Consider the following 22905-nt stretch of genomic DNA (forward strand, 5'->3'; position numbering starts at 1 on the left):
CGACATGGGGATGGACCAGGCATCGGAAAAGACGGATGGCGTGCTCGGCCTGCTGCGCACGTACCGGCCGCTTGCGGGCGTTGCCGATGAGCTCCTGGACCCCGGCGGCGCGGTCCGCCCGGTCTGGCGGTCCTTCCTGACCCACCTGTCGAAACTGTCGGCGAATGACATTGGCCAGAGATTTGCCCGGGGCGATCAGTATCTCAGGGACGCCGGCGTCTTCTTCCGGCAATACGGCGAACAGGAAGCGATCGATCGCGAATGGCCGTTGAGCCATGTCCCGGTGCTGATCGACGCCAATGAGTGGCAGGCGATTGCGGACGGCCTGATCCAGCGCGCCGAACTTCTGGAAGACGTGGTTGCCGATCTTTACGGCCCCAACCGGCTGGTCGCCGAAGGCTTCCTGCCGGCCTGCATGGTCGGCCGCAGCCCGGAATGGCTGCGCCCGCTCGTCGGCGTCACACCGCGCTCGGGCAAGTTTCTCCATTTCCTGGCGTTCGAGATCGGCCGGGGCCCGGACGGAACCTGGTGGGTGCTGGGCGACCGGACCCAGGCGCCTTCCGGCGCGGGCTTTGCCCTGGAAAACCGGGTCGCAACCGGGCGGGTCTTCAACGATTTCTATGCCCGCGCCAATGTCCAGCGCCTTGCCGGATTTTTTCGCAGGTTCCGCGACCAGCTTCAGTCGCTCCGGGAGGAAACGGACAGCCGCGTGGCGATCCTCACACCGGGGCTGATGAACGACACCTATTTCGAGCATGCCTATATCGCCCGCTATCTCGGCTTCATGCTGCTCGAGGGCGAAGACCTGACGGTCGAAAACGGCAGTCTCATGGTCCGCACCGTCGCCGGCCTGCGGCCGATCAATGTTCTCTGGCGCCGGCTGGATGCGGCCTGGAGCGATCCGCTTGAACTCGACGAGCAGTCGCAGATCGGCACGCCCGGACTGGTGGAAGCCGTGCGCAGCGGCAGCGTTACGATGATCAATGCCCTGGGCGCAGGTATTCTGGAGACGCGCGCGCTGCTGGCCTTCCTGCCGCGGATTTGCGAGGCCTGGAAAGGCGAGGCTCTGAAGCTGCCCAACATCGCCACATGGTGGTGCGGCGACGAAAACGCCCGCGACTATGTCACGCAAAACGCCGGGCAGATGATGATCAGCCGTGCTTTGTCCACGGGCCTGCCGTTCGAGACGTCGGCGGATAACGTTGTCGGCGGACGCTTTGCAGGCAGCGACGGGCAGTCCCTTGCCGACTGGATCGCGGCACAGGGCAACAAGCTGGTCGGCCAGGAAGCGGTGACCCTTTCGACCACGCCGGCCTATATCGACGGGACGCTCGTGCCGCGGCCGATGAGCCTCCGGGTTTTTCTTGCCAGAACCACCAGCGGCTGGGAAGTCATGTCGGGCGGCTTTGCCCGGATCGGCAATTCGGACGATGCCAGCGCCATCGCCATGCAGGCCGGCGGCTCCGCGGCCGATGTCTGGGTCATCGGCGGCCAGTCGACCCGTTCCGACACCCTGCTTCAGCAGCCCGGGTCTCCCTATCTGCGCAGCCAACCCGGCGTTCTGCCGTCACGCGCGGCCGACAACCTGTTCTGGCTCGGCCGTTACGTGGAACGCGCCGAAGGGGCGATCCGGCTTCTGCGGGCCTACCATGCCCGCCTTGAGGAAACCGACGATCCTGCATCGCCGCTCGTCAGCGCGACCGGTGCCTTTTTGAAGGGAACGGGCGTCGATCCGTCGGAACCGGTTCCCGAAAGCCTCCACGGCATGCTGACATCCGCGGTCGCCAGCGCCAGCAAGGTGCGTGACCGCTTTTCCGTGGACGGATGGCTGGCCCTGAACGATCTGGCCGGAGCCACCGAAAAAATGCGCTCGACCGTGGTGGCCGGCGACGACACGGCCCGCGCCATGGGCATTCTGCTGCGCAAGATCACCGGCTTTTCGGGCCTGGTGCATGAAAACATGTACCGGTTCACCGGCTGGCGTTTTCTCGGGATCGGGCGTTCGCTGGAACGTGCCCTGGCCATGGCAAACCTGCTGGCCGTCTTCACCGCCGAAGACGCTCCCGAAGGTTCCCTCGAACTCATCCTCGAGGTCGGCGACAGCTCGATGTCGATGAAGCGCCGCTATACCGTGTCGGTCAGCAGCGCCCCGGTCCTCGACCTGCTGGCACTGGACACGAAGAACCCCCGCGCGATCCTCTACCAGCTGAACGAAATGAAGGACCACCTGGCTGTGCTGCCCGGCGCCGACCGTTACGGCCAGCTGTCCGAGCTGTCCCGGTCCATGCTGGAGGTTCACACCAGCCTGTCGGTCTCGACGCCGGAAACCCTCACGCCGGAGGCGCTGACGTCCCTGAGCAACCGCATCGCCTCCCTGTCCGTCGGCCTGTCCACGGCCTATATCCGCTGAGAGGCTGATGTGCTTTACGACATTTCCCTTTCAATCACCTATGAATACGCAAGCGCCGCCAACGCCGGCCGCCACGCCTTGCGGCTCTTGCCCGCCGACATTCAAGGAGAACAGCGGCTGGTTGCCGGCAGGCTGGATGTGGATCCGCAGCCGGACGAACGAAACGACAGGAAAGATTTTTTCGGAAACGGCGTGACCGATATCGCCTACCGGTCTGCCCATTCCGACATCGCCTTCAACGTTCATGCGCGCGTCGACCGCACGGCGGCCCCGGTGGGATTCGATATTTCGCCGCCGCTCACCATGCTGCCCCACGAGCTCAACAGCATACGCTCGATGGACCCGCATCAGCCGGTGCATTTCCTGGACCGCTCGCCCCGCATCACGCTGGATCCCGAATTCACCGACTATGCCCGCAGCGTCACGGATCCGGCCATGAGTATCATCAGGGCGGTCGAGACTGTCGGCGAGACGCTTCACCGCGACCTCGCCTTCGACGCCAACGCAACGACGGTACAGACGACCGCCCTGGAGGCCTTCCGCAACCGGCACGGCGTCTGCCAGGATTTCACCCACATCATGATCTCCTGCCTGCGGGGGATCGGCATCCCGGCCGGCTATGTCAGCGGGTTCTTGAGGACCATCCCGCCGGAAGGCGCCGAACGTCTGGAGGGGGCCGATGCCATGCATGCCTGGGTCCGGGCGTGGTGCGGCATCGAAATCGGCTGGGTCGAATATGATCCGACCAACGCGCTTCGCGTCGGCCAGGACCACATCGTTATCGCCCGGGGCCGGGATTACAGCGACATCGCCCCGGTCAAGGGCGTCCTGCGCACGTCTGGCGGACAGACGACCGAGCAAAAAGTCGACGTGGTCCCGCTTTAAGCCCGGCTATTTCTCAGGCTCTATGTCAGGAAGCAGGCGGGCGACGGAAACGATGTAGTCGGAAACGCTGTCGCGCTTCGGATCGAACCACTCCAGGGACCAGTTCAGCGCGCCGACCAGCGCATAGCGCAGATAGCGCACCTGCCGGTCGTCCGCATCCTCTCCCAGATAGGCGCGAATGATGCCGTTCCAGACCCTGTCGTAGTCCCGGCGGACGCCCTTGAGTTCCGCTTGAACGGTATCGGGCACGAAGGGATAGCAGCGGATGTGGGCGGAAGAAAAATCGCTCGCCGACAGCAGGGTCTCCAGGTGGATCTGCAGCGCCTTGACCAATCGCTCCCTCGGTGACAAGCCGCCCGCCTGTTTCAGGCCATCGGTGACCGCATCGGATACGATCTCGACCCCGAGCCGCATCACCTCGGTCGCCAGAACCTCCTTCGAGGCGAAGTGGTAATAAAGGCTTCCGGCCTTCATCCCCACTTCTGCCGCCAGATCCCTTAAGGACATCTCCGCATAGCCCCGCTCGCGCATCATGCGCGCGGCGACCATGAGGATCTCCTGACGGGAAACGGCGGCCTTTGGCTTTTGGTCTGTCTTTTGAGCGGTAGCGGATTTGCTCAACACTCGGTCTCCTGAACGCAGGAAATGCAGACATTGCCGAAGCCGCCGCCGCTTTCGAGTGCGCGAAAGGCTTCCGGTGCTCGATCAAAGGGGAAAACGGTATCCACGACAGGCCTGATTTTATGGTGATCCAACGCCCTGTTCAGAGCCTCGAAGGCCTGACGGGGGCCAACCGAAACCGAATGCAGGGTCAACCGGCGGGTCAACACCAGCGGTAAAAACAGTTCCGCGGTGTTCCCGGTCACATTGCCGACCACAATAATCGTCCCGCCGGTTTTCGCCGCCTTGACCGACTCCATGAGCGTCGCCGCCCCTCCGAGCTCCACGACGCGGTCGCAGCCAATGCCGCCGGTAAACTCCCGTACCGTCTTGGACCAGTTGGGAACCTCGTTTCGATTGATCGCCAGATCCGCGCCAAGCTTCCGGACCTGGGCGGCCCTTTCCGACGAAGAGGTGGTCACGATCACCCGCGCGCCGGCGGCCTTGGCCAGTGAAATCGCAAGAAGCGCGACGCCGCCGGTCCCGAGAATCAGGACCGTTTCGCCGGGACGCACAGGTGCGGGTTCGCTGAGCGCGCTCCAGGCGGTAACGCCGGCACACGGCAAGGTCGCCGCTTCCGCGTCGCTCAGATAATCGGGCACCCGTACGAGTGCATTAGCTGGAAAGACCCCGTGCGTAGTGAGCACGCCGTCCAGCGGACCGCCCAGCCGTCCGCGCTCCAGGTTCTGCGGTGGCGCGCCGCCGTCCCAATGCTGAAAGAAGGCAGGCGAGACGCGATCGCCAATGGCGAAGTCCTGAACGGCTGAGCCGGTTTTTATGACCTTGCCGACACCATCCGACAGCGGAATGAGCGGTGTTGTCACGGCCCTACCGTGTTGCCCCCACATGACCACAAGATCGCGGTAGTTCAGGGAGGCCGCACTCAGCTCCAACAGAACCTCGTCCGGCCCCGGCTGCGGTGTCTCGCCCTCGCGAGCCACCAGGTTTTCCAGACCGAAACCATCCTTGAACGACCAGTATCGCATGTCCCTCACATCCGCTTGGCGACTTCTTCCAGCATGACTTCCGTCGCACCGCCGCCGATCGCCTGCACTCGCGCATCGCGCGACATGCGTTCGATCGTGCTTTCACTCATGAAGCCCATCCCGCCGTGGAACTGAACACAGGCGTACATCACCTCGTTCACCAGTTCACCGCAATAGGCCTTGATCATCGATACCTCACGCACGAGCTGTTCGCCAGCCGCCGCCCGCGCCGCGGTCGCATAGATCATCTGCCGGCCCATCTCCACCTTGGTCGTCAGTTCCGCAAGCTTCTGCCGGATCACCTGCTTGTCCCAGAGCGGCGCGCCGAAGGCCTTGCGCTCGCGCACGTAGTCGACTGTCAACTCAATGGCGGCCTGGGCCTCGCCCATGGACATGGCGCCAAGAACCAGCCGCTCGTTCTGGAAATTCTTCATGATCTCGTAGAAGCCGCGCCCCTCCTGACCCAGCACCGCTTCCGCCGGCAGCCGCACGTCGGCAAATGAGAGCTCCGCCGTATCGGAGCTGCGCCAGCCATGCTTGTCCAGCGACCGCGACACGGAAAACCCGGGGGTTCCCTTCTCGACGATGAACATGGTCACCGACTGGCTCGCAGGGCCGGAGGTATCCGTCTTGGCCGCCACGCAATAGACGTCGCCCAGCACCCCGTTGGTGATGAACATCTTGGAGCCGTTCAGCACGTAGTGGCTGCCATCCCACCTGGCCGTGGTGCGGATGCCTTTCACGTCGGACCCGGCATCGGGCTCGGTGACGCCGACCGCCGTGATGATCTCCCCGGAAATCACCTTCGGCAGATATTTCTCCTTCTGGGCGTCGTTTCCGGCGTTGAAGATATGGACCGAGGCCATGTCGGTATGCACCAGCACGGTGATCGCGACCCCGGCATAGGTGGACCGCCCCAGTTCCTCCGCCAGGACCACGGTCGCCAGTTCGTCCATGGCCGAACCGCCGTATTCCTCCGGATAGCGAATGCCGAAAAAGCCGAGTTCTCCCATCCTGCGCAGCACCTCGCGCGGGGTCGATCCCTCTTTCTCCCAGGCGTCCGCGTGCGGCTTGATCTCCTCTTCGACGAAACGGCGGACCTGGGCCCGCAACAGGTGATGCTCTTCGCTGAAAAAGAAGTTGCTCGACGTGGTCGCGTCAAATCCCGGACTTGCCATGTTTCCTCCCCACTGATCTCCGCCTGTTTCGGCTTACGGCGTGCAAACCGCGAACGGCGCTTTTCAACGAGGGCGGAGTTGACAGATTTTCTAACGGTCGTTAGTCAGAATGTCAAACCGGATTTCCGGGGAGGAAAGACGCCATGGCAGAGATTGACGCATTGGTTTCAACACTGCGCGACACCCTTCAAAGTGCTTCTCAGGGTGGCGGCGAGAAGTTCCGCATCCGCCATGCCGAACGCGGCAAGCTGTTCGTGCGGGACCGGATCGACCTCATCCTCGATGCGGAAACCGCCTTCCTGGAATTGTCCCCGCTCGCGGCCCATGGCCTTTACGGCGGCGAGGTCCCAGGTGCGGGCATCGTCACCGGGATCGGCATGATCCATGACCAGCCCTGCATGATCATCGCCAACGACGCGACGGTCAAAGGCGGTTCGTTCTTTGCCGAAACGGTGCGCAAGCACTCTCGCGCCCAGGAGATTGCCCAGGAACACCGCCTGCCCTGCATCTATCTCGTCGACTGCGGCGGGGCGTTTCTCCCCGAACAGGACCGGGTCTTTCCCGACAGGGACCATTTCGGTGGTGCCTTCTGGCGCCAGTGTCAGATGTCCGCTGAAGGTATTCCGCAGATCTCCGTCGTCTTCGGCGGCTGCACCGCGGGCGGAGCCTATATTCCTGCCCTCAGCGACCAGGTGATCATGGTGCGCGGCACCGGCCGCATCCATCTGGGCGGCCCGCCCATCGTCAAGGCCGCCATCAATGAGGTCGTCGACGGCGAAACGCTGGGCGGCGCCGACATGCAGACGACCGTCTCCGGGGTCAGCGACCATATCGCGCCGGACGAGATCACGGCGCTTCAGAAGCTGCGCGAAATCGTCGCCAATCTGGGCGACGGCCGCCGGATCGCCCCGCCTTCGATGCCACCAGTCCCGCCCAAGGCCGACCACGGCACGCCCCAGGATCATGCCCCCGTCGACCTCAAGCGGCCCACGGACATGCGCGCCCTGATCCACTCCATGGTCGACGGCTCGGAGCTGTCGGAATTCAAACCGGATTACGGCTCCACGCTGATCACCGGGTTTGCCCGGATCCACGGCTATCCGGTCGGCATTCTCGCCAATGACGGCGCACTCTTTTCCGAAAGTTCGGTCAAGGGCGCCCATTTCATCGAACTCTGCGACCAGCGCCAGATCCCGCTGATCTTCCTGCAGAACATAACCGGCTTCATGGTCGGCACCGAGGCCGAGCGCGGCGGCATCGCCAAGCATTCCGCCAAGCTCGTCTACGCGGTCGCCACTGCGCGCGTGCCGAAATACACCGTCATCGTCGGCGGCTCCTATGGCGCCGGCAACTACGGCATGTGCGGGCGCGGCTTCCGTCCGCGCTTCCTGTTCTCCTGGCCCAATGCGCGGATCGCGACCATGAGCCCGGACGTCGCCTCCACGGTCGTCACCGAGTTGCGCCGCGCCAGCCTCAAGGGCTCAGCCTCGAAACAGGACATTGCCGAGCTGGACGCGAAGACCCGCGCGCAGTTCGAGGCGCAATCCGATCCTTACTACGCAACCGCCCGGCTTTGGGACGACGGCATCATCGAGCCGAACCAGACCCGCGACGTGCTCGGCCTGTGCATTGCGCTTGGCGCGGGCCTTGAACAGGACACCGGCCCGCGGCCGGTCTACAGGATGTGAGGCCGGCCATGTTCGACAGTGTTCTCATTGCAAACCGCGGCGAAATCGCCTGCCGCATCATCAGGACCGCGCGCCGGATGGGCCTGCGGACCATTGCCGTCTACTCGGATGCCGACCGAGACGCCCTTCATGTGCAAATGGCCGATCAGGCCGTTCACATCGGTGGGGCCCCTGCAACGGAGAGCTACCTGCGCCCGGACCGGATCCTGGAAGCAGCAAGGGCGACGGGCGCTGCCGCCATTCATCCGGGCTACGGCTTTCTATCGGAACAGCCCGACCTCGTCAGCGGCTGCGCGAAAAACGGCATCGTCTGGGTCGGCCCGCACCTGGAGGCGATCCTTTCCATGGGATCCAAGATCGAGGCCAAGGCGATTGCCGAGCGAAACGGCGTTCCCTGCATTCCGGGCTATTCCGGCACGGACCAGTCCGACGACGCATTCATCGCAGCGGCCGAGGAAATTGGCTTTCCGGTCATGGTCAAGGCCAGCGCGGGCGGCGGCGGCAAAGGCATGCGCGCCGTCTTCGATCCGATCGATCTTCCCGGCGCGATAAGGTCCGCCCGGACCGAGGCCGAAAGATCTTTCGGCGACGGCCGCCTGCTGATCGAAAAGCTGATCCTCAATCCGCGCCACATCGAGGTCCAGCTTCTGGGCGATAAACACGGCAACCTGATCCACCTGTTCGAGCGCGACTGTTCGGTTCAGCGTAATCACCAGAAACTGCTGGAAGAGGCCCCCGCGCCCAATCTCGATGACGAGATCCGGACGCGTCTGTTCCGATCGGCCCTCAGCCTCGGCAAGGCGATCGGCTACGACAGTGCCGGCACCGTCGAATTCGTCATGGATGCCGAAACCGGGGAGTTCTATTTCCTCGAAATGAACACCCGCCTCCAGGTGGAACACACGGTAACGGAGGAAATCACCGGCATCGACCTTGTGGAAATGCAGCTGCGTATCGCGGCGGGCGAGAAACTGCCCCTTTCGCAGGACGAAATCACCTGCACCGGCCATGCCATCGAGGCGCGCCTGACGGCGGAGGATGCCGCCGACGGGTTCAGGCCGGAAGCCGGCGAGGTTCTGCACTGGCGGGTCGATCCCGGCCTGCGCTGCGACACCGGCATTCAAACCGGCTCGACCATCGGCTCATCTTACGATTCCATGATCGCCAAGCTGATCACCCACGGGCCGGACCGGGAGGCCGCCTGCCGGAAGTTGGCGTCCGGCCTGAACCGGCTCGAGATCGCCGGCCTGACCACGAACCGCCTGTTCCTGCGCGATGCGGTCCGGAGCGACCGGTTTGCATCCGGCAGTGCGACCACGAATTTCCTCGTGCAGGAATGGCCAAAAGGCTGGTCGCCGGAGAAGGTCGCGGACAGCCTCCCCTACGCGGCCCTTGCCTGCCATCTGCGCGACCGGCCTGCCTCCTCCCCCTGGCAGACACTTGCGGGCTTCCGCCTGCTCTCAGGCGCGGGACACCCGGCTCGCACGGCGTATGTCGATGCCGACAACCCCGAGCATCGTGTCGAAATCGCCGGGCGATCCGGCGAATACACACTCACCTGCAACGGCGCGACCGAGACCGTGTCGGTCGCCTGGCAGGACCCGGTCACGCTTCGCCTGACCCGCAACGGCGTCACCGAAACCGTCGGCGCGATCCACCGCGACGGCGCCACATATGTCTGGGGACCGGGCTTCGATGCCAAGCATCGCGTCGTTCCCGAAGGTGACTTCAACCCCGCCCGGCACAACGGCACCGCGACCGCGCCTGACCGCATCACGGCGCCGATCCCGGGGCTTCTGGTCACTGTCAATGTCCGGCCGGGCGACACGGTTGCGCAGGGCGACACACTGGTGGTGATGGAATCCATGAAGCTGCTGATGGATCTGAAAGCCGCCGCCGCGGGCACCGTCTCCACTGTCGGAGCGGAGCCGGGCACCACGGTCGAGGCCGGGGCCCTGCTCGTCCAACTCGATCTCGCTGAGAGCTGAAAGGAGCCGACCCATGGCAGGTCTCTGGTTCGAGGAGTTCACCAAGGGCATGGTCATCGATCACGCCATCACCCGCACCATCACCGAAGCGGACAACACGTTCTTCTGCGCCCTGACGTTCAATTCCCAGCCGCTGCATATCGACCATCATTTCGCGGCAAAGACCGAATTCGGCCGGCCGCTGGTGAATTCGCTGTTCACGTTGGGAGCAATGATCGGCATGAGCGTCAACGAGACGACGCTCGGCACCACCATCGCCAATCTCGGCATGTCGGACGTGACCTTCCCCGCACCGGTGTTTCACGGCGATACCTTGCGCATCCGGACGACGGTCGAGGACTGCCGAGAAAGCCGGTCGCGACCCAATGCCGGGATCGTCCATTTTCTGCACGAGGCGTTCAATCAGGACGGCACCCTCGTTGCGACCTGCAAACGCGCCGCCTTCATGCACAAGCGGCCTGCGGATGGACAGGTTTGATGATCTACGGCCCCGGAAACGCACCGCGCCAGAGACGGATGAACTGATCCCGCTTCTGCCGGTCCAGGGCAACGAGCAAGGATGGAGACAGGCCGATGGGCCGCAGCGCCGTTTCGCTGATCCCCTCTCCGGCATCGGCAGAATCGCCGTCGAGGCCCGGCGCGATCAGCAGGGCCTGACGCAGTTCCGTCCGGCCCTGTTGCGACAGGAGAAAATCCAGAAACGCGCGCGCATCTGACATGTTGCCGGCCTGTTTCGGGATCATCAGGGCACGGGAGAGAACAAGAGTGTAATCCTGCGGCAGGACAATGCCGATCCGGTCGTCCTCCCGGGCGAGGCCTTCCGCGTAGGATCCAAGCACATTATAGGCGAGCAGGTATTTGCCCGTCGCCACACCCTCGATGATCTCCGCGGAGCAGCAGGTCGCATCCGCTCCGGTGCGGCCGAGCGATTCCAGAAGAGCGCCGAAGGTGGACGCTTCCTGGGAATCCATGAAGGCGAACAGATATCCGAGACCGGAGGCTTCGATGTCGTAGGTCGCGACCTTTCCCGCGTAAGGAGAGTCTTCCGGTCTGAGCAGATCCAGCAGGTCGAAGCGCGTCCGCGGCACGTCTGCCGGCGGCACGCCGGACCGGTTATAGACGATCACCGCCGGTTCCCGTGTGATCCCCCACACCTCGTCGCGCCAGCGCAGTGCCTGCGGCAGGGCACGGGTCAGGGCCGACTGGTACTTCGCAGCACAGGCGTCATTGACCAGCTTGACCATCTGATGGACGCCGGAGCTGATCACCACATCCGCCCCGACCTCACCCGAGCGACAGTCCTTCGACGTGAGTCCGTAAAGATCGTTCGATCCCCATTGCTCGTATAGGACCGAAACCCCCGGCCGCTCCGCCAGGAACGCCTCCACCACGCCGGCGAAGACATCCGTGTCGGTCGTGGAGCGGATGACCAGGCGTCGCGGCGCGTCTTCCGGCCCGAACAGATGGGTCATCTCCTGGGCACGGAGCATTTCAGCCTGCAGGAAGGCAACCGCAAACAGCAGGCAGATCCGGACAATCCTCATGACACGCCCTCGACCAACGGAAACACCAGAACAACCCGGGATCCGGATGGTTGACCCTTCTGGAACGCAAGACGGCCATTGAAGGCTTCGGCGACCGACTTGGCGATCGACAATCCGAGGCCGGCGCTTTTTCCATCCGATGCGGCCGAGCGGACGAACCGCTCGCCGAGAGAGTTTTGGACGGCCTCCGGCGGCCCCTCCCCCTGATCCTCGACCCAGAGCGACGCCGTCTCTCCGTCGCGGGAGACGCCGAGGCGCACCGGTCCCCGGCCATACCGGACCGCGTTGGTGAGCAGGTTCTTCGCCGCTTCGCAAAGGGACGGGCTGTCGGCCAGGACCGGAACCGGCAGGTCGCCGATATCGAGCTGGATGTCCGTTTCCGGCGCCAGCACCTGGAGGTCACCGCTTTCAAGAACTTCCAGCGCCACATCCCTGAGGTCGACCACTTCGCGCCGGGCGCTGTCGCTCCGATGCAGGACCAGGGCACGGCTGAGCATCTGGTCGAGCAGCTCGCCGAGACTGACGGAGCGGCGATGGATCCGCTCAACGATGGCCCGGCGCCGGTCCTCGTCGGCTTCCTCCGCCGCCAGGTCCGCCTGGGCGCGCAAAGCCGCCACGGGCGTGCGCAGTTGGTGAGCGGTGTCGGAAATCAGGTTCTGCATGGAGGAAAACTGCCGGTCCAGCCGCGCCATGAACCCGTTCAGGGCCTGGATCATCACCGCCGCCTCCCGCGGCACCTTTGTATCCATCGGCGTCAGGTCATGCGGGTCCCGCCTGGCGAACGCCTCGCCGATACGCGCCAGCGGCTTCAGGGCCGAACGCACAACGAGAACCGCGAGCAGCAGAAGCAGGGTTCCGGAAATGATCAGCCCGAAAAGGACATTCCGCGTGATATCCAGCGCCAGCGCGTTGCGGGCCAGCAGGGTCTGGCCGACGATCACGTGGACCGTGCCGTTCAGGCTGCGCTCGGCGAACCGGCGCGTGACAACTGCGTAGCGGGCGGGCTCACCGAAAAACGACGCATTGAAGAAGGACGTATCGCCCCGGCCGCGCTTGTCGGGCAGGGCCAGATCGTCATATCCGGTCAGTGTTTCGCCGTTCACGCCGACGACCCGGTAGGCAATGCGGTCGTCGGGGGCAAGGGCCAGAAGCTCGAAGGCGGACATGGGCAGGTCGACCACCGGCGCGCCGTCGACGATCGTGATCGAAGCGGCGATGGCGTTTGCCGCGCCCACCAGCAGGCGGTCATAGGTCTCCCGCGCGGCTTCCCGGCCATAGGCGAAGGCGGCAAGCGACACCACGACACCGCCGATCAGGAGCAGGGAGCCGACCGCGAGTGCCACACGCGCGGTCAGGGACATTGCTGCAGCGGATTCCCGTATTTTACGCATCCACATCAAGCTTGTACCCCAGCCCCCTGAGGGTTTCGATATGCACCTTCGAGCCGGCAAGCTTCTTGCGCAGCCTGCCGATATAAAGCTCGATGGCATTGAGACCGACCTCGGCATCGTTGAAGGAGAACAGCCCCTCGTAGAGCCTGTCCTTGCTCATCACGGACCCCCGGTTGCGGATCAGAAGTTCCAGCAGGGAAAATTCCCGCCGCGTCAACGTGACCGGCACGCCCTCCTTGCGCAGCACCTTGGCGGTCGGGTTGAAGGTAAGCGTGCCGAGCGTTATCTCGTTGCCCTTGTCGCCCTGTTCGCGCCGGTAAAGCGCGCGCACCCGCGCCTCAAGTTCGCGCTGGTCGAAGGGTTTGACCAGATAATCGTCTGCACCGAGATTGAGCGTCGACACCCGGTCGTCGACGGAAAACTGCGCGGTCAGCATCATCACCGGCGTCCGGTCGCCTTTGGCGCGCATGTCCCGCAGCAGATCCGTGCCGAGCCCGTCCGGCAGGTTGATGTCGAGCACGATAACGTCATAGGGCTGGGCCTCCAGATAGCCCCGCGCCTCCTCGACCGTCCGGGCCAGATCGCAGGCGATTCCGGACCGTTCCAGCCGGATGATGACGGCCTCGGCCACGTCGAGCGTGTCTTCCACCAGCAAGAGCCGCAAGCGCGCTTCCTCCAGGATTTTTTGTCTTGTTGCCGTCATCGATCGGACGGACCGCCACCGTGTGACAGGTCAGTGACAGATTCAAGGACTAAGACAGCCGGGAGCCGCTCGGAGGACCCTTGGGGGAGCCCGGGTCTCCGGGAGAGCGGACGAACAGACCGGCGGAAATCCAACCCCGGTTTCAAATTGGAGGAGAAAATCTCATGACGTTCAAAGCGACACGTCTTGCCCTTGCTGCCGCCTTCCTGGGCCTTTCGGCCCTCGGTGCGCAGGCACAGGGCTTCACCCCTGAAAATCCCGAATGTATCGCTCCGGCCAACCCCGGCGGCGGCTGGGACTTCACCTGCCGTCAGGTCGGCAAATCCCTTCAGGATCTCGGCCTTCTGGACAAGACCATGCAGGTCGTCAACCTGGCCGGCGGCGGCGGCGGTGTCGCCTATGCCGAAGTGGTCAACAAGCGAAATGACGACAACGACCTCATCGTCGCGGCTTCGTCCGCAACTGCAACCCGCCTCGCACAGGGCGCCTATCCGGGCAATACCATGGATCAGGTTCGCTGGGTCGCCTCCGTGGGCGCCGACTACGGCGTGATCGCGGTGGCCGCCGACAGCCCGATCAAGACCCTTCCCGAACTGCTCGACAAGATCAAGAACGATCCGAAGTCGATCTCCGTCGCGGGCGGCTCCGCCGTCGGTGGCTGGGACCACCTGAAGGTTCTGATTGCGGCCAACGCCTACGGCATCACGGATGTCCGTTCGGTGAAATACATCGCCTTCAACGGCGGCGGTGAAGCGGTCACCCAGCTTCTTGCCGGTTCGGTCCAGGCCTTCACCGGCGACATTTCCGAAGCCAAGGGCTTTGTCGACAGCGGCGACATCCGGGTGCTCGCAGTGCTGGCTCCCGAGCGCCTGCCGGGCGACTTCGCGAAGTTCCCGACCGCCAAGGAACAGGGTGTCGATGCCATCGGTGCCAACTGGCGCGGCTTCTACGCACCGGGCGGCATGTCCGACGAGGCCTACAACACCTGGGTTTCGAAGATCTCCGATCTCTATGCCTCCGACGAATGGAAGCAGGTCATGGCTGCCAACGGCCTCGCACCGCTCGCCCTTCAGGGCGAAGACTTCCAGGCCTTCGTCGCCAAGTCGGTCGCCCAGATCCAGCAGATCTCCCGCGACATCGGCATCATCAAGTAAGCCCGACCGGATCGGCGGCAGGCCGGAGCGCATTTCACCTGCGTTCCGGCCTGTTCCGTTCCAGAACAACGACGGCAGGCGAGACCTGTCCCCGGGGAGGAATGAACGTCATGAGCGACCGTATTTTTGGGGTCGTCGGCCTGTTGCTGGCCATCGGCTACGCCTGGTCCGCCCTGATCATTCAGGAAAGCTTTTTGTCCGATGCGGTCGGGCCGAAGGCCTTTCCGCTGATCATTGCCGGTGTCCTCGCACTGGCATCCATCGCCATCTTCCTGAAGCCGGATGCGGAACCGCACTGGCCGCAGCTCGGCCGCCTTCTGGAAATCGCCGCAGCTTGTGCCGTCATGATCGTCTACGCGCTGGCCCTGCCCGAGATCGGCTTTGTCATCGCGACCGCGGTCGCCGCAAGCTACCTCACCTGGCGCCTGGGCACGACGCCGCTCGGGTCTCTGGCAACCGGCGCCCTGACCTCGCTCGGCATCTACGCGGTCTTCCACCTGGTCCTCGGCCTGTCCCTTGCCCGCGGACCGCTTGGCTTTTAACGGAGCACCGTCATGGATACCCTTTCCTCTCTCGCAGACGGCTTCGTGATCGCCCTGACGTGGCAGAACCTGCTGCTCGCCCTGCTCGGCTGCTTTCTGGGCACCATCATGGGCGCCCTACCCGGCCTCGGACCGTCTAACGGGGTCGCGATCCTGATCCCGCTCGCCTTCACCCTCGGCCTCGGCGCTACTCCGTCCCTGATCCTGCTGACATCCGTCTATTATGGCGCCATGTACGGCGGCCGGATCTCATCGATCCTGTTGAATATTCCAGGCGACGAACCGGCCATGATGACCTGTCTCGACGGCTACCCGATGGCCCAGAAGGGGCGTGCCGGCGAAGCCCTGTCGCTCTCAGGCATCGCCTCTTTCGTCGGCGCATTCCTGGCGACCTGGGGCCTGATCCTGCTGGCGCCGCAGCTTGTAAAGATCGCGCTGCTGTTCGGACCGGCGGAATATTTCGCGCTGTTCACGCTGGCCTTTGCCACGCTTGGCGGCGTGGCCTCGACCAACCAGGCCAAGACCGCCTTCGCCGCCGCTCTCGGCCTCGGGCTCGCCATGGTCGGCGTCGACACCCAGACCGGCGTCCCCCGCTTCACCTACGGCGAAGTCCATCTTTACGACGGCATCGACTTCCTGGTCGCCATCGTCGGCCTGTTCGCCCTGTCGGAGGTCTTCATCTTCCTGGAACACCGGCACGGCTCGGCGGATGCGGAAGGCAAGAAGATCGAGATCGGCCGGCTGGTCCCCTCCTTCGCTCTTTTGAAGCAATGCACGCCGACGATGCTGCGTACCAGCGTGCTCGGCTTCCTGGCCGGTGTCCTGCCCGGCGCGGGCGCCTCGCTCGGCTCCTTCATTTCCTATTCCATGGAAAAGAAGCTCGTCGACAAGGAAGGCACCTTCGGCACCGGCGATCCACGCGGCGTCGCGGCGCCTGAAGCCGGCAATAACGCGGCCGCCGGCGGCGCGCTGGTGCCCATGCTCGCGCTCGGCGTCCCCGGCTCCGGCACCACCGCCGTCCTGCTCGCCGTCCTCTTGTCGCTCAACATCACCCCCGGCCCGCTGCTCTTTGCCCAGCAGCCGGACGTGGTCTGGGGCCTGATTGCGGCGCTGTTCATCGCGAACTTCATGCTGCTGGCCATGAACATCCCGATGATCGGCCTGTTCACCCGCGTCCTGATGGTGCCCCCGCGCATCCTCATGCCCATCGTTGCGATGGTCAGCTTCGTCGGGATCTACGGCATCTCCGGCTCGTCCTTCGATCTCCTGGTGATGATCGGCTTCGGCGTGATGGGTTGGGTCCTGCGCAAGCTGGACGTGCCGCTGGTTCCGGTGATCCTCGGCACGCTGCTCGGCAACGCCATGGAAAGCAACATGCGCCGGGCGATCACCATCGACAACGGCAACTGGCTGACCCTGATCGACAGCCCGCTGTCCATCGCGCTCTGGAGCCTCGCCGTCATCGGCTTCGTCCTGCCCATGGTCTTCGGCAAGATCCTCAAGGGCCGCATGAAGATGGCCAAGGAAGAAGAAGGCGCGGTCAGCGACTGACGCCGACAAGATGAAGGGCCGGAGGGAACACATCCCTCCGGCCCTTTCTTTATTTTGCCCGGACAGGTCTCAGCCATGCGGCGCCGGATGCAGGAGCGGCCAGGGCGAGGCTTCCGATCCGCGTTCCACGGGAACCTCGATCAGCGCCGGACCGCCCGAGGCGAGCGCCCTGGCAACTGCCGTTTCCAGCGCCTCCGGCGTTTCGGCCTTTTCCGCCGGCATGCCGAAGCTGCGGGCGAGCGCGACGAAATCCGGGTTGGTCAGGTCCGCACCGAGAAGACGTCCGTCAAACACATTCATTTGGTCACGGCGCACATTGCCGTAGGAGCTATTGTTGAAGACGACCGCGACCACGCCGATGCCGTGGTGCATCGCCGTCGCCAGTTCCTGCACGCCGAACATGAAGCCGCCGTCGCCGGAGACCGAGACCACGGGCTTGTCCGGATTGGCGATCTTGACGCCGAGCGCGGTGTTGTAGCCGAAACCGAGATTGTCCTGGTAACCGCAGGTCACGTATTGGCGCGGCGCGTAGACCGGAAAGCCGAAGCGGGCGGTAAAGCCCATCTGGCTGACCTCCTCGACGAAGAAACCGTCGCGCGGTAGGGCGCGGCGGATCGCATCGAGATAATCCATCTGCGGCTGGATCGTCTCCGAAGCTTCGCGGGCCCGCTTGGTGATCGCCTTGAATTCGGCGGTCCGATCCTCTGCCTTGGGACCGGAAAGCGCCGCGGTCAGCGCGGCGGTGCCCTCGGCAGCATCCGTGACAATGCCGAGATCCGGCTTCAGGCGCACCATCTCGGTCGGATCGATATCGAGCCGGATCACCTTCAGCCCCTGCGGCCGCCATTGCCAGCGCATGTACTGCAGTTCCAGGCGGCTGCCGATGCCGATCAGCAGGTCGCATTCCCTGAAATAGTCGTAAGCCGCGATCAGGTTCATCGCGTGCGGGTTGTCGTCAGGGACAATGCCTTTGCCGCTGCGGTGGGAGGCGACCGGCGCCTGGATCTTTTCCGCAAGCGCAAGCACCTCGCCAGCCGCCTCGAGCGCACCGCCGCCGACCATGATCATCGGGTTCTTCGCCGCCGCGATCATTTTCGCAGCGGCCTCGATGCTGTCCGGATCGACCGGCGGACGATGGGGTGCGGCCGGCACAATATCCGGCGCGGGTCCTTTCTGGCCGAAGACGTCCCACGGCACCTCGACGGCGACCGGGCGCTGCCGGTCGGAGAGCATCTCCCGGAAGGCCCGGGTCATGATATCCCCCGCGCCGGACGGGTGGTCGATCCGCTCCGCCCACTTCGTCAGCCCGCGCAACGTCACCAGCTGATCGGGAAGCTCGTGCAGCTGCCCGCGCCCCTGGCCGATCAGGTGGGACATGATATTGCCGGTGAGACACATCACCGGCGCGTTGCCGCCATAAGCGGTGCAAAGCGCCGCTCCGGCGTTGAGAACGCCGGGGCCCGGCACGACGGAAAAGACGCCCGATTTCCCGGTCGACTTGGCATAGCCGTAGGCCATGTAGCCCGAGCCCTGCTCATGGCGCGAATGGACGAACCGGATATCGTTCGAGCGCCGCGCCAGCGCATCCGACAACTCGTAGCTATGGGCGCCGGGAATGCCGAACACGGTGTCGACGCCATGGGCGACGAGGGCATCGACCATGATGTCAGAGGTCGTTTTTCTCACCTGGATATCCTCTCCTGGTTCACCGCCCCTGCTGGTGCGGCTGAAGATGCGTGCTGTTACTGTTTATCGGCGGGCGGTCCGGCGTGGCGGCTCAGCCTCCTGTTCGGCGAGTGCCGTGCGGAAGGCATCGACCAGATGACCGACGTGCTCTTCGAGCAGCCGCATCGCTTCTTCCGTCTTGCCGACGCGGCAGGCTTCAAGAAGGGCCGCATGCTCCTCCAGCGACCGGTCGAGCGTGGCGTTCATGATCGTGAACAGATGGGTGCGCAGCGCCATCACCGGACTGATGGTGCGTTCATAGGCCTGGGCGATGGACCGGTTTCCGCAAGCATCGATGATCGCCTTGTGAAACTGCAGGTCGCCCCGGGTGTAGCGGCGAACGTCCTGCTTCTCCAAAGCAGCCTGCATGTCCGTGACGCTCTTCGACAGTCCGGCAATCAGAGCCTCGGGATTACGGGCAAGCGCCATGCGCAGGGCGGCCGCTTCCAGCACCGCGCGATATTCGCACAGGTCGTCCACTTCCTTCAGATCCGGCGTGAACACGAACGAACCGCGTTTGGCGGAAATATTCACCAGCCCCTCGGTCTGGAGGGCGGCGAGCGCGTCCCGGACCGGCGAACGGCTGACACCGAAAATATCCGCAAGGCGCTGCTCGGACAGTTTGGATCCAAGCGGCAATTCACCGGACACGATCGCATCGCGGATCTGTTCGGCAGTGGCTTCCATCAGCGATTTCGGCTGCTCGATCGGTTTCAAGGTTCCTGCACCTCTGTCTTCATCCGAAATCAAAACTAGTATGTTACATGGTTGTTGACAAGCCGGATGCACATGTAGAAAGGTGGCTCGCAAAATCGGGCAGCGCTTGAGCACCCGGTCATCCCGAATATTGCGCGGAGCCTATTTTGACAGTCTTAAGCCCGGCGGATTCAGCCATCACAGACCAACTGATTTCCCGCCTCCGGGATATCGTCGGTGCGGAAAATACCCTGACGCAGGATGCGGACACAGTCGCCTACACCACGGACTGGACGCAGCAGCACGCGGGTGCCGCCATCGCCGTCGTGCGGCCGGCGAACACGGACGAAGTCTCCGCCATCGTCAGGCTCTGTGCGGCGTCGGAAGTAGCCATCGTGCCGCAGGGTGGCAGGACAGGCCTGTGCGGCGGCGGCGTACCGATTGCCGGCCAGCCTTCGGTCATCCTCTCGCTCACCCGCATGAACGCCATCCGTTCGCTCGATTCGGAAGGCCGCACGGTGGTCGCGGAAGCGGGTGTCGTTCTGGAAACCCTGCACGAGCGCGCACTGGAACATGGCCTGATCTTCCCGCTGATGTTCGGCGCCAAGGGCAGCTGCACCATCGGCGGCAACCTCTCCACCAATGCCGGCGGTTCCAACGTCGTGCGCTACGGCAACACCCGGGAACTGTGCCTCGGCATCGAAGCCGTCCTGCCGGACGGTTCGGTGATCAACGCCCTGACGGGCCTGCGCAAGGACAACACCGGCTACGACCTCAAGGACCTGCTGATCGGGGCGGAAGGAACGCTGGGCATCATTACCGCGGCGGTGTTCAAGCTGTTTCCCGACCCGGCTGCCCGCGCCACCGCATTCCTGTCGGTCACCTCGATGGACGCGGCCATTGGCATCCTGAACACCATTCAGGACCGGACCGGCGGTGCGGTCGAGGCTTTCGAATACATGCCCCGGCAAACGGTCGACGCGATCCTGAATGCGTTTCCGGACATGCGTCCGCCGCTTCAGGAACCGGCCGAGACCGGCATTTTGCTTGAGGTGGCCTCCAGCCGGCCCGCCGATGCGCAGGTCATGGAGGACGGCTCGGTCCGCTTCCAGAACGACCTGATGGACATCCTCGCCGAGCTGATCGAGGAAGGCTTTGTCCTCGACGCCATGCTCGCCCGCTCCGAACAGCAGCGCCGGGACTTGTGGCGCATGCGTGAGTCCACGCTGGAAGCCATCACCGGGTTCGGCCCGTCCTACCATCTCGATATTTCCCTGCCGCTGGCCAATATTTCAGCCTTCATCGAGGAGATCGACACCGCGGCCCGGGAGCTCGGGTTCTTGCCACTGACCGTCGGACACCTGGGCGACGGCAACCTGCATTATGCGCTCGCCGCAGCGGAAGGCTCCGTCTGGGAGGAACTCCCGCTGGAGAAAATCGGGACAATCGCCTACGACGCCCTGATCCGCCTGAACGGGTCCTTCAGCGCCGAACACGGGATCGGCCAGAGCAAGCTGCAGGTTATGAAAAAGCTTAAAGAACCGGCCCAGATTTCCGCGATGCGCGCCATCAAAAAGGCGCTCGACCCACTGGACATCATGAATCCGGGAAAACTTCTTCCTCCCGAAATCTGACAATATTGCGCCGCAACACCGCAGAAAACCGCCATTTTCCCAAGGGACGGAAAATTTCAGGCCAAGGCGTCCACTGGCACGGCGGTTATTACTTCAGTATAGATTTCTAGTTTAAAATTGCGTTGGGATGGATATCACGCCGGCAAGAGGCCGATTGTCAGGCTTCGGCGCGATCAACGCATGTGTTTGGAGTTGCGTAATCGACGGCATGAAACGTCTGCAGGGGCGTGCGCGTAAAATCCGCGCCGACAAAATAGCAGCGACATTTTTGACCATCGCAGCGGTTTTCTGCGGCGGGTGGATTTTTGTGTCCTCCGCCCAGGCCTTCGAAATCTTCGGTTACAAGTTTTTTGAGGGCGACCAGCCCGAGGTGGTCAACCAGGTTCCCGACCCCCTGCCCTATACGGCCACGATTACGGTTTCCGGCGGCGACAAGGACCTGGAAAAAGCCCTGATGGAAACGTCCCAGCTGATCCAGCAGGAGGACACGCCTCCTTCCGGTTCTCCCGGTCTCATCTCCCGGGCCCTCGGCGACCAGCAGCAGCTGATCGCCCTGCTCTACGTCAAGGGCCTTTACGGCGGCACGGTGAACATCGACATTGCCGGGAAGTCTCTCGAAACGGCGGTCGAGGCGGGAGAGGTCAGCCGGCGGGTTACCCCGGTTCCGGTCGTTATCCGGGTCGAGACCGGACCGCAGTTCCACTTCGGCACCGTCTCGGTCCGCCGGCAGGCCTCTGATGGCGTTCCGGCTGAAACGCTCGACCCGGCAAAATACGGTCTTGTGACCGGCGAACCGGCCCTGTCGGACAAGATCCTCCAAGCCGAAAGCAGGATCGTCTCCGATCTCAAGGATCAAGGGTATCCTCTGGCAAAGATCGCCGACCGCTCCGTGGTCGCCGACCATGCCACCAGCCGGCTCGATGTGGCAATTTCCGCAAACCCCGGACCGCCTGCGACATTCGGCCATGTCACCGTGCAGGGCGCGAAACGCACCAAGGTCGACTTCATCATCCGGCAAGCCGAAATCGAACCGGGGAGCCGGTACGACCCGGAAATCCTGCGCCGGGCGGCCAAGCGCCTGCGCGATCTCGGCATCTTCGCAAGCGTGAGGGTGATCGAGGCGGACCGGCTGGACACCGGCGGCAGCCTGCCGATCATGATCGAGGTCTCCGAACGCAAACGTCACGTCATCGGCGGCGGCGGCACCATATCGAGCGTGGACGGCCTCGGCCTGGAGGCCTACTGGCGTCACAGAAACCTGTTCGGCGAGGGCGAAACGCTCAGCCTCGAAGGATCGGTCGGCCGCATCATCAACGGCGATTACGGCGCCATGGAATATTCCGGCCAGGTCGTCTTTACAAAGCCCGGCGTCTTCGGTCCGGCCACAAGCTTTTCAGCAACCCTCGGCGCCAAGCGCGAAAATCCCGAAACCTATGAAAGCCGCTCGGTCTACGGCAGCATGAAACTGACGAACCGGCCCACCGACAAACTGACATACGATGTCGGTACCGAGGTCGAATACAGCCGGGAATCGGACGCGCTCGGCACCGGCCACTACGCCCTGTTCGGGGTCTTCGGCAACATCACCTACGACAGCCGGGACAGCATCGTGAACCCGACGCGCGGCTTTCGCGCGACCCTGCATGCGGAACCCGCCTATGATGCGGAAACCGGCGGGGTCATGGGCTTCACAAAGGCGAGCCTGTCGACCTACTGGTCGCTCAATGGATCCGACCGCTTCGTCCTTGCCAACCGCATCGCCGGCGGCAGCATCATTTCACCGCATCTCGCCGACATTGCACCATCGCGCCGCTATTATGTCGGCGGCGGCGGCTCGGTCCGCGGCTACGCCTATCGCAACGTGGGTCCCCGCGTTGCGGGCGAAGTCATCGGCGGGCGCAGCTTCTTCGAGACATCCACCGAGATCAGGACCCGGATCACGGAAACCTTCGGCGTGGTCGGCTTCGTCGATGCGGGCGCTGCCTACAACAGCCAGTTTCCGGACTTCTCGGAGGAACTCAAGGTCGGCGTCGGCGCCGGTCTCAGATACTTCTCGCCGATCGGACCGCTGCGTCTCGACGTCGCCGTTCCCCTGTCGCCCGAGAAGAATGACCCCAATTTTGCGGTCTACGTCGGCCTCAGCCAGGCGTTTTGAGCGGAATCCCGCAAA

At 64.0% G+C, this 22905-nt stretch carries 18 protein-coding genes; 10 read left to right on the top strand and 8 right to left on the bottom strand.

Going from position 1 to position 22905, the window contains the following annotated elements; translation table 11 throughout:
- Positions 1-4: 4 nt before the first annotated feature.
- Both HK439_RS04030 and HK439_RS04035 read left to right on the top strand, forming a co-directional pair.
- Positions 5-2410 (top strand): circularly permuted type 2 ATP-grasp protein, encoded by a 2406-nt coding sequence (locus HK439_RS04030; protein ID WP_190290090.1) that lies wholly within the window; start codon positions 5-7, stop codon positions 2408-2410.
- Between the two features lie 9 nt (positions 2411-2419).
- Positions 2420-3295, top strand: a complete 876-nt coding sequence (locus tag HK439_RS04035) for a transglutaminase family protein (RefSeq protein WP_190290091.1) — start codon at positions 2420-2422, stop codon at positions 3293-3295.
- Between the two features lie 6 nt (positions 3296-3301).
- Here the strand turns inward: HK439_RS04035 and HK439_RS04040 are convergent, their stop codons facing one another.
- Genes HK439_RS04040 through HK439_RS04050 form a run of 3 tightly spaced genes read right to left on the bottom strand, consistent with a single transcriptional unit; the run spans position 3302 to position 6119 of the window.
- On the bottom strand, positions 3302-3916 hold the full coding sequence (locus tag HK439_RS04040; RefSeq protein ID WP_190290092.1) for a TetR/AcrR family transcriptional regulator: 615 nt from the start codon (positions 3914-3916) through the stop codon (positions 3302-3304).
- Positions 3913-4941 (bottom strand): zinc-dependent alcohol dehydrogenase family protein, encoded by a 1029-nt coding sequence (locus HK439_RS04045; RefSeq protein WP_190290093.1) that lies wholly within the window; start codon positions 4939-4941, stop codon positions 3913-3915. Before HK439_RS04045 ends, HK439_RS04040 begins: the two co-directional genes overlap by 4 nt.
- A gap of 5 nt (positions 4942-4946) precedes the next feature.
- Positions 4947-6119 carry an acyl-CoA dehydrogenase family protein gene (locus HK439_RS04050; RefSeq protein WP_190290094.1) on the bottom strand — a complete coding sequence of 391 codons (1173 nt, stop codon included), beginning with the start codon at positions 6117-6119 and terminating at the stop codon, positions 4947-4949.
- A gap of 143 nt (positions 6120-6262) precedes the next feature.
- Between HK439_RS04050 and HK439_RS04055 the strand changes: the two genes are divergently transcribed.
- From HK439_RS04055 to HK439_RS04065, 3 genes are read left to right on the top strand one after another with little or no spacing between them, the layout of a single operon-like run.
- Entirely contained in the window at positions 6263-7807 is a 1545-nt protein-coding gene (locus tag HK439_RS04055) for an acyl-CoA carboxylase subunit beta (protein ID WP_190290095.1), read from the top strand.
- An 8-nt stretch (positions 7808-7815) separates the two neighbouring features.
- Positions 7816-9795 carry a biotin carboxylase N-terminal domain-containing protein gene (locus tag HK439_RS04060; RefSeq protein ID WP_190290096.1) on the top strand — a complete coding sequence of 660 codons (1980 nt, stop codon included), beginning with the start codon at positions 7816-7818 and terminating at the stop codon, positions 9793-9795.
- A 13-nt stretch (positions 9796-9808) separates the two neighbouring features.
- Entirely contained in the window at positions 9809-10273 is a 465-nt protein-coding gene (locus HK439_RS04065) for a MaoC family dehydratase (protein ID WP_190290097.1), read from the top strand.
- A gap of 4 nt (positions 10274-10277) precedes the next feature.
- Here the strand turns inward: HK439_RS04065 and HK439_RS04070 are convergent, their stop codons facing one another.
- From HK439_RS04070 to HK439_RS04080, 3 genes are read right to left on the bottom strand one after another with little or no spacing between them, the layout of a single operon-like run.
- Positions 10278-11339: an ABC transporter substrate-binding protein gene (locus tag HK439_RS04070; protein ID WP_190290098.1), complete on the bottom strand. Its 1062-nt coding sequence runs from the start codon at positions 11337-11339 to the stop codon at positions 10278-10280.
- Positions 11336-12700 (bottom strand): sensor histidine kinase, encoded by a 1365-nt coding sequence (locus HK439_RS04075; RefSeq protein ID WP_209011545.1) that lies wholly within the window; start codon positions 12698-12700, stop codon positions 11336-11338. The genes HK439_RS04070 and HK439_RS04075 overlap by 4 nt, the downstream gene beginning before the upstream one ends.
- A gap of 22 nt (positions 12701-12722) precedes the next feature.
- Positions 12723-13394, bottom strand: a complete 672-nt coding sequence (locus tag HK439_RS04080) for a response regulator transcription factor (protein ID WP_190290100.1) — start codon at positions 13392-13394, stop codon at positions 12723-12725.
- A gap of 203 nt (positions 13395-13597) precedes the next feature.
- On the opposite strand from HK439_RS04080, the gene HK439_RS04085 reads away from it, so the two are divergent.
- From HK439_RS04085 to HK439_RS04095, 3 genes are all read left to right on the top strand, one after another.
- Entirely contained in the window at positions 13598-14587 is a 990-nt protein-coding gene (locus HK439_RS04085) for a Bug family tripartite tricarboxylate transporter substrate binding protein (RefSeq protein ID WP_190290101.1), read from the top strand.
- A gap of 110 nt (positions 14588-14697) precedes the next feature.
- A complete protein-coding gene (locus HK439_RS04090; protein WP_190290102.1) occupies positions 14698-15129 on the top strand; it encodes a tripartite tricarboxylate transporter TctB family protein in 432 nt (143 codons plus the stop codon).
- A 12-nt stretch (positions 15130-15141) separates the two neighbouring features.
- A complete protein-coding gene (locus tag HK439_RS04095; RefSeq protein ID WP_190290103.1) occupies positions 15142-16680 on the top strand; it encodes a tripartite tricarboxylate transporter permease in 1539 nt (512 codons plus the stop codon).
- A 69-nt stretch (positions 16681-16749) separates the two neighbouring features.
- Here the strand turns inward: HK439_RS04095 and HK439_RS04100 are convergent, their stop codons facing one another.
- Together HK439_RS04100 and HK439_RS04105 are read right to left on the bottom strand one after the other, a co-directional pair.
- On the bottom strand, positions 16750-18372 hold the full coding sequence (locus tag HK439_RS04100; RefSeq protein ID WP_190290238.1) for a thiamine pyrophosphate-dependent enzyme: 1623 nt from the start codon (positions 18370-18372) through the stop codon (positions 16750-16752).
- Between the two features lie 57 nt (positions 18373-18429).
- Positions 18430-19122, bottom strand: a complete 693-nt coding sequence (locus HK439_RS04105) for a GntR family transcriptional regulator (RefSeq protein WP_190290104.1) — start codon at positions 19120-19122, stop codon at positions 18430-18432.
- Between the two features lie 146 nt (positions 19123-19268).
- On the opposite strand from HK439_RS04105, the gene HK439_RS04110 reads away from it, so the two are divergent.
- Entirely contained in the window at positions 19269-20735 is a 1467-nt protein-coding gene (locus HK439_RS04110; protein WP_190290105.1) for an FAD-binding oxidoreductase, read from the top strand.
- Positions 20736-21042: 307 nt separating this feature from the next.
- On the top strand, positions 21043-22890 hold the full coding sequence (locus HK439_RS04115) for an autotransporter assembly complex protein TamA (RefSeq protein ID WP_209011546.1): 1848 nt from the start codon (positions 21043-21045) through the stop codon (positions 22888-22890).
- Positions 22891-22905 lie beyond the last annotated feature (15 nt).

Origin of the sequence: Roseibium aggregatum (genome assembly GCF_014692675.1) — a bacterium.
Lineage (GTDB): Bacteria > Pseudomonadota > Alphaproteobacteria > Rhizobiales > Stappiaceae > Roseibium > Roseibium aggregatum_C.